Source organism: uncultured Cardiobacterium sp., assembly GCF_938028185.1.
In the GTDB taxonomy this organism is placed as follows: Bacteria; Pseudomonadota; Gammaproteobacteria; order Cardiobacteriales; family Cardiobacteriaceae; genus Cardiobacterium.
Genome location: NZ_CALJAH010000416.1, coordinates 1 through 10117, shown reverse-complemented (window position 1 = coordinate 10117; position 10117 = coordinate 1). Strand labels below are relative to the sequence as shown.

At 65.0% G+C, this 10117-nt stretch carries 9 protein-coding genes; 2 read left to right on the top strand and 7 right to left on the bottom strand.

The window, feature by feature from the left end:
* Positions 1–223: 223 nt before the first annotated feature.
* The 3 genes from Q0349_RS12100 to dapA form a co-directional block, all read right to left on the bottom strand.
* On the bottom strand, positions 224–2020 hold the full coding sequence (locus Q0349_RS12100; RefSeq protein WP_298081263.1) for an aminopeptidase P family protein: 1797 nt from the start codon (positions 2018–2020) through the stop codon (positions 224–226).
* 180 nt (positions 2021–2200) lie between these two features.
* A complete protein-coding gene (bamC, locus tag Q0349_RS12095) occupies positions 2201–3367 on the bottom strand; it encodes an outer membrane protein assembly factor BamC (RefSeq protein WP_298081262.1) in 1167 nt (388 codons plus the stop codon).
* Between the two features lie 15 nt (positions 3368–3382).
* Positions 3383–4258 (bottom strand): 4-hydroxy-tetrahydrodipicolinate synthase, encoded by an 876-nt coding sequence (gene dapA / locus Q0349_RS12090; RefSeq protein WP_298081261.1) that lies wholly within the window; start codon positions 4256–4258, stop codon positions 3383–3385.
* A gap of 90 nt (positions 4259–4348) precedes the next feature.
* Between dapA and Q0349_RS12085 the strand changes: the two genes are divergently transcribed.
* Positions 4349–4813 (top strand): peroxiredoxin, encoded by a 465-nt coding sequence (locus tag Q0349_RS12085; protein WP_298081260.1) that lies wholly within the window; start codon positions 4349–4351, stop codon positions 4811–4813.
* Positions 4814–4947: 134 nt separating this feature from the next.
* Here Q0349_RS12085 and Q0349_RS12080 read toward each other — a convergent pair whose 3' ends face one another.
* The gene (locus Q0349_RS12080; protein ID WP_298081258.1) at positions 4948–5535 is read right to left on the bottom strand and encodes an NAD(P)H-dependent oxidoreductase; all 588 of its coding nucleotides are present in this window, start codon (positions 5533–5535) and stop codon (positions 4948–4950) included.
* A gap of 96 nt (positions 5536–5631) precedes the next feature.
* Here Q0349_RS12080 and Q0349_RS12075 point away from each other — a divergent pair, with 96 nt between their 5' ends.
* Entirely contained in the window at positions 5632–6522 is an 891-nt protein-coding gene (locus Q0349_RS12075; protein WP_298081257.1) for a LysR family transcriptional regulator, read from the top strand.
* 176 nt (positions 6523–6698) lie between these two features.
* On the opposite strand, the gene xseA is transcribed toward Q0349_RS12075, so the two are convergent.
* Genes xseA through cysE form a run of 3 tightly spaced genes read right to left on the bottom strand, consistent with a single transcriptional unit; the run spans position 6699 to position 9846 of the window.
* Entirely contained in the window at positions 6699–8036 is a 1338-nt protein-coding gene (gene xseA / locus Q0349_RS12070; protein WP_298081256.1) for an exodeoxyribonuclease VII large subunit, read from the bottom strand.
* Positions 8037–8060: 24 nt separating this feature from the next.
* Positions 8061–9191, bottom strand: coding sequence for a cysteine desulfurase family protein (locus Q0349_RS12065; protein WP_298081255.1), 1131 nt, complete (start codon positions 9189–9191; stop codon positions 8061–8063).
* A complete protein-coding gene (cysE, locus tag Q0349_RS12060) occupies positions 9184–9846 on the bottom strand; it encodes a serine O-acetyltransferase (RefSeq protein WP_298081253.1) in 663 nt (220 codons plus the stop codon). Before cysE ends, Q0349_RS12065 begins: the two co-directional genes overlap by 8 nt.
* Positions 9847–10117 lie beyond the last annotated feature (271 nt).

Genomic DNA, 10117 nt, shown 5'->3' with positions numbered 1-10117 from the left:
CTTTGGTGAACAGGGGAAATGGCGCGGCTGCGGGCTTTGGTTGTCAAGAAATGGTGCAGAGGCATTTACATACACCTTCTCGCTATGGTGTATGTAAATGGGTAGGGTGGCGCTTGACCCACCATTAACGGGACGCTTTGGAACGGTGGGGCAAGCCCCACCCTACAGGTAAAAGAAAAGCACCGTGCAAGAAAAAGCCCGCCGGAGCGGGCTTTTTTGCGGTTCAGATGGGGCGGGTGTTGGCTTCCAGCCATTCTCGCGCCGCGCCCGTGGTGCGTGGTGCGAGTTTGTCGCGCACGGTGGCGTGGTAGTCGTTCAGCCACTGTGCTTCCGCGTCGGTGAGCAGCGCGCGCTCTATCAGGCGGGTGTCAATCGGGCAGAGGGTGAGGGTCTCAAAGTAGAGGTAGTCGCCGAAGTCGCTTTCTTGCGGGCTTTCGACGCGGCGGTTTGCCATCAGGTTTTCGATGCGGATGCCCCATTGGCCGGGGCGGTACAGGCCGGGTTCGTTCGAGGTAATCATCCCTTCTTTCATCGCGCTGTGGGCGTGAATGGGGGCGCGGTACGACAGCACTTGCGGCCCTTCGTGCACGTTCAGGAAGTAGCCGACGCCGTGCCCGGTGCCGTGGCCGTAGTCACAGTGTGCCTGCCACATCGGTGCGCGGCAGATGGCATCGAGCAAGGGAGCGGCGATGCCGTCCGGGAAGGTGATTTGCGCGAGGGCGATGTGCGCCTTGAGGACGAGGGTGTAGTCGCGTTTTTGTGCGGCGCTGGGCGTGCCGACGGGGATGACGCGGGTGATGTCGGTGGTGCCGTTTTGGTATTGGCCGCCGGAGTCGATGAGGAGCAGGCCGTCGCCGGTGATGCGGCTGTGGTTCTTTTCGCTGGGGCTGTAGTGCGGCAGCGCGGCGTTGGCGTTGTAGCCGGCGATGGTGCCGAAGCTGGCGCTGATGTGCTGCGGTTGCTGGCTGCGGTGTTTTTCCAGCAGTGGGTCGATGTCGAGTTCGGTCAGCGCTTCGCCTGCTGCCAGTTTGGCTTCGAGTTCGGCGAAGAAGCCGCAGAGGGCGGCGCCGTCGGCAATCATCGCCTCGCGGGTGTGCGCCAGTTCGCGTTCGTTTTTGCAGGATTTGTAGAGGAAGGACGGGTTGGTGTCTTCGATGAGGGCGACGGTGGCGGGCAGGTCGGCGAGGGTACTAATCGCGGTTTTGGCCGGGTCGAGCAGCAGGCGGCCATCGAGGCGGGTGAGCGCCGCGCCAATCGCGCTGTAGGGGGCGGTGGTGATGTCGGCGGCAGCGAGGACGGCGGTCGCAGCGGGGGCGAGTTTCTGCTCGTCGAGGTAGAGGGTGGCGCTGCGCTCGTCGATGAGGAGGAAGGCGAGGTACACCGGGTTGTAGGGGACGTCGCTGCCGCGCAGGTTGGTCAGCCAGGCGATGTCATCCAGGCTGGAGATGAGGTGGTGCGTCGCGCCGTGTTCGTGCATGGCGGCGCGGACGCGGGCGAGTTTGGCGGCGGTTGGCTCGCTGATGTACGCCGGGTCGTGCGGGTAAACGGGCGCTTGTGGCAGCGGCGGGCGGTCTTGCCAGAGGGCGTCAATCAGGTCGTGTGCGGTGTCCAGGCTGATGTTTTTCGCGGCGAAGGCGGCTTCCAGTTGGCGCTTGGCGGCAAGCGAGAGCATATCGGCGGCGACGCCAACGCGGCTGTTTGGCGCGAGGTGTTCGGCGAGGCTGTCGATGTGGGTTTTGCCGAAGCCGAGTTTTTGCAGGACGACGCCGCTGCCCGCGAGTTGTTGCGTCGCCTGCTCCCAGTAGCGGCTGTCCGCCCACAGTTCGGCGCGGTCGGCGGTGATGATGAGGGTGGGGACGGAGCCGTCGAAGCCGGAGAGCCAGCGGCGGGTCTGCCAGTGTTCGGGAATGTATTCGGAGAGGTGCGGGTCGGCGGACGGCGCAATCCAGGCATCGAGGTGGGCGGCTTTCATCGCGGCGCGCAGGGCGGCGATGCGTTCGGCGGGGGTGTTGAGGTTCATGCGGGTTTCCTTGGGTAGAGAAATATAGCAATACTCACAAAGTTCTATACAAGGCGCGCCGCTGAAGACAGTACGCGGTTGTACGGCGAAGCGGCGCAACGCCGTATAGGGCTTTGTGAGGATTGCTATATAAAGAAGGTGCGCCGGAGCGCACCCTGTGGGTATGTGCGATGCGGCGTGTTACAGCGCACTCTGTACGGTTTCGAGCAGGGCGCGGGCTTCTTTGTCGCTCGCGGCCTTGCCGTCCGGGGTTTGCACGACGGCGATGCTGTGGCTGCCCTGGTCGGAGAGGCGGATGAGGTAGCGCGGTGCGTTGTCCGCGTTTTGGGGTTTTTTGTTGCCCCACAGGCGCGACCAGAAGCCGGTTTTTTGGACTTTTTCGGCGCTCTGCGGCAGGTATTGCACCTGGTAGGTGCCGCTTTTGTAGTCCTGTTTTTCGAGGGAGAAGCTCGCCTTGTCAAGGCCGATGCCGAGTACGCGCCATGCCTGGCCGTAGTTGCCCTGGATGGTGAGCGCCGGGTGGCCGCCCGCCGTGGTGAGTTGGGCGCGTACGCCGTTGACCGCGCCGCCGGTGAGGTCGCCTTCGCCCGCGTGTTGCTGGCTGACTTCGTGCTGGCGGCGCAGTTCGGCGGAGACAAAGAGCGCGATGCGCCGCGTCATTTCGAGCTGGAGTTCAGGGTTGTCGTTGTCGGTCTGGCTCCAGCGGAAGCCTTGCGGGTCTTTGCTGTTGAGGTCGCGCACGGCTTTTTCTTCGGCCTGGCTGTAAACGATGCTGACGCCGGTTTTGTCGCCTTCGCGCGAGAAGCGGACGCGGTAGCGGTCGCGGGTACCGCTGTCGTGGGTGAGTTTGATGAGGTTGTCGAGCAGGCCGCTGAAGCCGGTGCGCGGCAGGTCGGACTGGTTTTCCAGCCAGTCGGTTTCCATCAGGCCAATGGCGGGCTCCTGGGTACGCAGGCGAATGCCGTTGTTTTCCCAGTATTTTTTGACGGCGCTCCAGGTGGTCGAGGTGTCGGCGGAGACGAGGATGTAGGGCAGGGTGCCGGGTTGTTCGATGACTTGTACGCCGTAGAGTTGCGGCAGCACTTCGATGAAGCCGCGTTTGTCGCGGATGGCGTTGTCCTGGCTGTAGGCGCGGTAGCTGGCGACGCTGGCCGGGTTCATGTCCGGCACGGTGAGCTGGTCGTCGAGGGTACCGCCGCTCAGGTCAGGCGGGACTTCCAGTTGGCGGCTGACGTTGCTTTGCCGGTAATCGGGGCGGCGGTCGGGGATGGCGTCGCGCAGGCTGGTGTTGCTGCAGGCGGTCATGAGCAGGACGGCGCCGAGGAGGGGCAGGATGTGTGTTTTCATGGGATTCGCGAGGGGTTAGAGGAGTTGGGCGTGGCGCAGCGCGGCTTCGACGCGGGTTTGTACGTCGGGCGCGAGCGGCACCAGCGGCAGGCGGATGCCGGGGCCGATTTTGCCGAGGCGGTGCAGTGCCCATTTGACCGGCAGCGGGTTGCATTCGTAGAACATGGCTTCGTGCAGCGGCGCGAGGCGGTCGTTGAGCGCGTGGCAGCGGTTGTGTTCGCCCGCAAGGCCTGCTGTGGCCATGTCGTGCATGATGTCCGGCGCGAGGTTGGCGGTGACGGAGATGACGCCGTCCACGGTGCCGTTGCACAGTGCTTCGGCGGAGAGGCCGTCTTCGCCGCAGAGGATGTCAAATCCTGCCGGGCAGACGGCGCGCAGCTCGACCATCCGCGCCATGTTGCTCGCTTCTTTGATGCCGATGATGTTCGGGATTGCGGCGAGGGCGACGACGGTATCGGGCAGCAGGTCGCATGAGGTGCGGCCAGGGACGTTGTAGAGCAGATGCGGCATCGGCACGGCGTCGGCGACGGCCTTGAAGTGGGCGTAGAGGCCGCGTTGTGGCGGTTTGTTGTAGTAGGGGACGACTTGCAGGGTGGCGGCGCAGCCGGCATCGTAAGCGGCCAGCGAGAGGTCTATCGCCTCGCTGGTGGAATTCCCGCCGGTACCGGCAATCACCGGCACGCGCCCGGCGGCTTTTTCCACGGTGAAACGGATGACGGCCTTGTGTTCGGCGGGGCTTAGGGTGGCGGATTCGCCGGTAGTGCCGACGGCGACGATGGCATCGGTGCCGCTCGTGCAATGCCATTCAATCAGCGCGGCGAGCGCGTTCCAGTCCACGCTGCCGTCGTCGTGCATCGGCGTCACCAAGGCGACGATAGAACCTCTAAACATACGATTTCCGGGTAAAAATGAAGCGGCAATGTTATGCGCTTCAGGATGCTAAAATCAAGCGCCCGCCCGATGACTACGGAGTTGATAAACATGAATTTGCCGCAAGATTTCAGCCTGATGAGCACCGCTGCCACGCCCTTTTCCGCCGACCGTTTGCGCGGGCAATGGACGGTGCTTTATTTTTACCCGAAAGACGCCACCCCCGGCTGCACCACGGAAGGACAGGATTTCGCCGCGCTGCACACCCATTTCACCGCGCTCGGTGCGCAGATTGTCGGCGTTTCGCGCGACAGCCTCGCTTCGCACGAGAAATTCCGCGCCAAACGGCAGTTTCCCTTCGAGCTGGTCAGCGACCCGGAGGAAATCCTCTGCCGCGCCTTTGACGTCATCAAGGAAAAACACAATTACGGCAAGACGTATCTGGGTATCGAGCGCAGTACCTTTCTCCTCAACCCGCAGGGCGAAGTGGTGCGCGAGTGGCGCAAGGTGAAGGTTGCCAGACACGCGGCGGGAGTGTTGCAGACGCTGCGCGAGGTAACCAAAAGCGGTGCCTGAAAGCACCGCTTTTTATAGCCATCCACCGAAAGCCTCATACTGTGTTGCGCCGCTTCGCCGTACAACCGCGTACTGTCTTCAGCGGCGCGCCTTGTCTGAAACTTTCGGTGGATGGCTATATTGGGGCGAACCGTTTACAGCGTAACCCCTTCCGCATCCATCTCGCCCAGCAGCGCGGCGAGGCGTTTTTGCGGATCAAGCAGCGGGTCGCGGAGGTGCGCCAGCATCGCCTCCGCCGATTGCGCGACGGCTTCCGGCGTTGCCTGTACCGCACCGTGGAAGATAAACGGCGGCAGGAAGGTGGTTTGCAGCAGATGCGCGGTTTGTTGCAGCGGTTTCAGGAACTCGCTCATCGAGAAGCGGTTGTAGCCGCCCGCCTGGTAGGAGTCCGCCGGGCCGCCGGTGGAGATGAGCGACAGCCATTCTTTGCCGGCAAGCGCGTTGCCGCCCGCGCCATACGCCCAGCCGTAGGTGAGTACGTCGTCCAGCCATTGTTTCATCAAGGGCGGCGTGCTGTACCAGTAGAAGGGATGCTCGAAGACGAGGCGGTCGTGCGTGAGCAGTGCGGCTTGTTCGGCGGCGACGTCTATTTTGCCGTCCGGGTAGCGCGCGTAGAGGTCGCGCAGGGTGATGTCCGCCTCTTGCGCGAGGCGCTGCGCCCAGGCGCGGTGCACGGTGGATTTGTCGAGGTGCGGATGAAAGAGATTGACGAGGGTTTTCATGTTTGGCTCCGGGTTGGTTTTCGCACAATGGTAGCGGCTGCGATGCGCTAGCATAAGCCCCGTTTTGTTGTATGCCTTGTTGCCGGAGAGCCATCAATGCGAGCAGGTGATTTTGCGGATTTTGCGATTTTTGTGGCGATTGCCGAGGAAGGCAGTTTGCGTGCGGCGGCGGCGCGCCTCGATTTGCAGCCATCCACGGTGTCGCACGGGCTGCGCGCGCTGGAGACGCGGCTCGGTGTGCGCCTTTTCCACCGCACGACGCGCAGTGTGGCGCTGACCGAGGCGGGGCAGGCGCTGCTCGCGCGGATTGCGCCGGCGCTTTCGACGCTGGAGGCGGCGGATGAGGCGGTCAATGATTTCCGCGCGCATCCGACGGGGCAGGTGCGGCTTTCTGTGCCGCGCGGCATTGCGTCGTGTGTATTGTTGCCGAAGCTGCGCGCTTTTGCCGAACGCTTCCCCGATGTGCGGCTGGATATTGCCGCCGAGAATGGTTTTGTCGATATTGTCAGCGCCGGTTTTGATGCGGGGGTGCGGCTCGGCGGCAGCGTCGCGCGCGATATGGTCGCGGTGCGCATCACCCCGCCGGTGCAGGCGGTGATTGTCGCCGCGCCGGAATATCTCGCCCGCCATCCGGCGCCGCAGACGCCGCAGGATTTGGCCGGGCATCGCTGTATCGGTTTTCGTCAGCTGGGCGGCGGAAGGCTGTATCGCTGGGAGTTTGTGCGCGACGGGCAGGCGTTCGAGCAGGCGGTGTCCAGCGCGCTGGTATTGGACGATCCGGAGCTGATGCTGGATGCGGCGATGCGCGGCTTGGGACTGGCCTATGCGCTGGATGTATTTTGCCGCGATTATCTGGATGACGGACGGCTGCGGCCGGTGCTGGAGGACTGGCTGCCGCGCTACGACGGTTTCTTTTTGTACTATCCAAACCGGCAACCGTCAGCGGCGCTGCGCGCGTTGTGCGAAGTGCTGCGGGTTAGTGATTGACGGGGTGGATGGCTATACGTCGTTTTGAATGCTGTTGCGACGCGGTTTTCTACGCTGGTGCAAAAAATCCCGCGTGCGTGTCGGCTGCGCCGCCACACACCCTACGAACGCGCTGTCGCAGGTCGGTCATTTATGGCAAACATCTCTTGTGGCATGGCAAACGCGCCTTACGGCAATCAGTTTTTGCTGCGGCGGTTGACGGTGCAGTGCAGGCGCCCCGTGGCGAGACGGACGCTGATTTTTTCGCCCGGCTGGACGGCGTCGCTGCGCGTGAGGGTTTTGCCGTCGGCGTTGCTGGCGAGCGCGTAGCCGCGTTGCAGGATGTTGAGCGGGCTTAACTGGTGCAATTGCTGCATCAGGGCGTGCAACCGTGCCTGTTCGCTCTCGCAGCGGCGGCGGGTGGCGGCGTGCAGGCGTTCGCCGAGCTGGCCGGTGTGCTGTTGCGCGCGCTGGATGTGCGGCTGCGGGTTTTGCTGGTACAGGCGCTGCGTCAGGACGCGCAACCGCGCCTGTTCGCCCTGGCAGCGGCGGTGGGCGACGGCGTGCAGGCGTTCGCCGAGCTGGTCGGCGCGCTGTTGCGCGGTGCGGATTTGTCGCTGCGGGCTTTGTTGGTGCAGGCGGTGGGCGAGGTGGTGCAGATGTTGTTGCCGCTGTTGTTGTTGGCGGCGTGCCGCCTGCCGCAGGCGTTCTGCGAGATGGGCGAGGGTTTGCGTCCGCCCGGCAAGGTCGGGGCAACTGTGCGCGGCGGCAGCAGTCGGCGTCGGGGCGCGCAGGTCGGCGGCCAAATCCGCAAGCGTGACGTCGGTCTCGTGGCCGACGCCGCTGATGACGGGGATGCGGCTCGTGGCGATGGCGCGGATGAGCGCGGGGTCGTTGTACGCCCACAGGTCTTCGAGGCTGCCGCCGCCGCGGATGAGCAGCAGCGTGTCGCATTCGGCACGGCGGTTGGCGGCTTGTATTTGGCTGATGAGCTGCGCCGGGGCAAGTTCGCCCTGCACCAGCGAGGGGTAGAGGATGACGCCGACGAGCGGGTTGCGACGGCGCAAGGTGGTGAGCGCGTCGTGGATGGCGGCGCCGCTGGCGCTGGTGATGATGCCGATGCGGCGTGGGTCGGGCGGGATGGGACGCTTGCGCGCCGCATCGAAACAGCCTTCGGCGGCGAGCCGTTCGCGGCGGCGTTTGAGTTCGGCTTCGAGCGCGCCGATGCCCGCCGCCTCTATCTGGTCGAGGATGAGCTGGTAGCTGCCGCGCGGTTCGTAGAGGGTGGCGCGGCCGTGAACGCGCACGGCGAGGCCGTTGGCCAGCTCGCGTGCGGGCAGTTTCAGGCCGAAGGTGTTGCCCTTGAACAGCGCGCAGGCGACTTGCGCCGCGTCGTCCTTGAGGGTGAAGTAGTGGTGGCCGGAGGCGGGGCGGCTCAGGTTGCTGATTTCGCCTTCAACCCAGAGGTCGCGGTAGTCGCTTTCGAGCTGGGCGCGGACGTGGGCGTTTAATTGGCTGACGGTGTAGGTGGGCATGGTTTTTCCGGGATGGCGCGCGTTTTAATCGCCCGCGATGTCGCGCAAAAAGGCGGCAAGGCGATCGATTTCCGCCGCCGTTGTGCGATGCGACAGGCTGACGCGCACGCTTTGCACCGCCGCATCACTCAAGCCCATCGCGCGCAGGACGTGCGAGCCTTCGTCGGAGGCGCTGCACGCCGAGCCTGCCGCCAGCGCCAGTCTGGCGGCATCTGCCGCGCGCAGCACGTCCGCCGCGGGGCGTCCGGTGTGAATGCTCACGATGTGCGGCGCTTGCGGGGTTTCCTCTGGTACATTGGCGTGCATCGTCGCAGGTAGCCCGGCCAGCAGCGTGGCGCGTAATGCCGCGACGTGTTGCCAGCGCGCCTCGCGTGCGTGTTCGGCGATGTCGGCGGCGAGGGCAAAGGCGCGGATGAGGGCGACCGGCGAGGTACCGGAGCGGCGGCCGCGCTCCTGTCCGCCGCCGTGTTGTTGGGCTTGCAGGCGCATTTTCGGCAGCCGCCGCACATAAAGCGCGCCAATGCCGACCGGGGCGCCGATTTTGTGGCCGGAGAGGCTCAGCATGTCGATGTCCCAGCCGCGCACGTCCAGCGCCAGTTTGCCCAAGGCTTGTGCGGCATCGACGTGCAGCCGCGCCCCGGCGCGGTGTACGCGCGCGGCGATGTCGGCGATGGGCTGCACGACGCCGGTTTCGTTATTGACCGCCATCACGCTGACCAGCGTCGGCGCGGTGGCAAGCGCTTCGTCGAGCGCGTCCAAATCCAGCAGGCCGTCGCGACCGACCGGCAGCATGGTGATTTTTGCCCCCGCTTTTGCCAGCGCCCCGGCGGGGTCAAGCACCGCCTTGTGTTCGCTTTGTACGGTAATGAGGTGCGGCTGTTTGACGCCGTGGTAGCCGAGCGCGCCTTTGAGGGCGAGGTTGTCCGCCTCGGTCGCGCCACTGGTGAAGACGATTTCACGCGCGTCCGCCCCGATGACCGCCGCCAGTTGGGCGCGGGCGTCTTCGAGGCGGCGGCGGTTTTCCAGCGCGGGCTGGTAGGTCGCGCCCGCGTTGGCAAACGCCCACGGTGCGGTCAAATCCTCCGCCAGTTGCGCCGCCACTTGCGGCTCGCAGGGGGCGGTGGCGGCGTAGTCGAAGTACGCCCGGTCAGTCATGGCGCTGCCTCAGCGCGGCGTTTTCCGCTTCCAGTTTGGCGACGCGCGCGCTGAGCTGCTCCAGCATGGTGATGATGGGGTCGGGGATGACTTCGTGGCTGAGGCCATAGGCGGAAAACTGCTCGCCTTCTTCGTGGCGCAGCCGCACCGCGCGCGCGGGGACGCCGACCACGGTGGTGTAGGGCTCGACTTCTTTCACCACTACCGCGTTGCTGCCGACGCGGGCGTGGTCGCCGACGTGTACCGTGCCGAGGACTTTCGCCCCGGCGCCGAGGATGACGTTCGAGCCGACCGACGGGTGCCGCCGTCCCTCGCTCCAGGTGGTGCCGCCGAGGGTAACTCCTTGATAGATACTGACATCGTCGCCGAGGATGGCGGTTTCGCCGATGACGACGCCCATGCCGTGGTCGATGAAGAGCCGCCTGCCCGCGACCACCGCCGGGTGGATTTCCACCCCGGTCATCCAGCGCGAGACGAGCGACAGCCAGCGCGGCAGCCAGCGCAGGCCAAGATTCCACAGCGCGTGCTGCATCCGGTAAAACGCCACCGCCCAGAAGCCGGTGTGCAGGGTCAGCACCGCGATGCGGCTGCGCGTCGCCGGGTCGCGCTCAAACACCACGGAAAAGTCTTCGCGTATCAGTTGGTACCAGTTCATGTGATTGCCTCGTTCAAGTAAATGTGCGGCGGCGAATGTAGCACAACGGCGCGGCTTTGGGCGGAGCAATCGCCCGCATCCGCCCGGCGGCGGCTTTCCCGGCGATGGCTGCTCGCATGGATTTGGTGGCAATGAGATGAAAGAGTATTTGGTGGCGAGGGGTTTTGCGCGAATGTATCAAGCGCGTCGCCGTGCATCCGTTTGCCGCTGCCCAATGCCCGCGTGCGTGTCGGCTGCGCCGCCACACACCCTACGCACGAAATTCACCATA

Coding starts and splice junctions, on each gene's coding strand:
- Q0349_RS12100 (WP_298081263.1), bottom strand. CDS start 2,020: ATGAACCTCAACACCCCCGCCGAACGCATCGCCGCCCTGCGCGCCGCG.
- bamC (WP_298081262.1), bottom strand. CDS start 3,367: ATGAAAACACACATCCTGCCCCTCCTCGGCGCCGTCCTGCTCATGACC.
- dapA (WP_298081261.1), bottom strand. CDS start 4,258: ATGTTTAGAGGTTCTATCGTCGCCTTGGTGACGCCGATGCACGACGAC.
- Q0349_RS12085 (WP_298081260.1), top strand. CDS start 4,349: ATGAATTTGCCGCAAGATTTCAGCCTGATGAGCACCGCTGCCACGCCC.
- Q0349_RS12080 (WP_298081258.1), bottom strand. CDS start 5,535: ATGAAAACCCTCGTCAATCTCTTTCATCCGCACCTCGACAAATCCACC.
- Q0349_RS12075 (WP_298081257.1), top strand. CDS start 5,632: ATGCGAGCAGGTGATTTTGCGGATTTTGCGATTTTTGTGGCGATTGCC.
- xseA (WP_298081256.1), bottom strand. CDS start 8,036: ATGCCCACCTACACCGTCAGCCAATTAAACGCCCACGTCCGCGCCCAG.
- Q0349_RS12065 (WP_298081255.1), bottom strand. CDS start 9,191: ATGACTGACCGGGCGTACTTCGACTACGCCGCCACCGCCCCCTGCGAG.
- cysE (WP_298081253.1), bottom strand. CDS start 9,846: ATGAACTGGTACCAACTGATACGCGAAGACTTTTCCGTGGTGTTTGAG.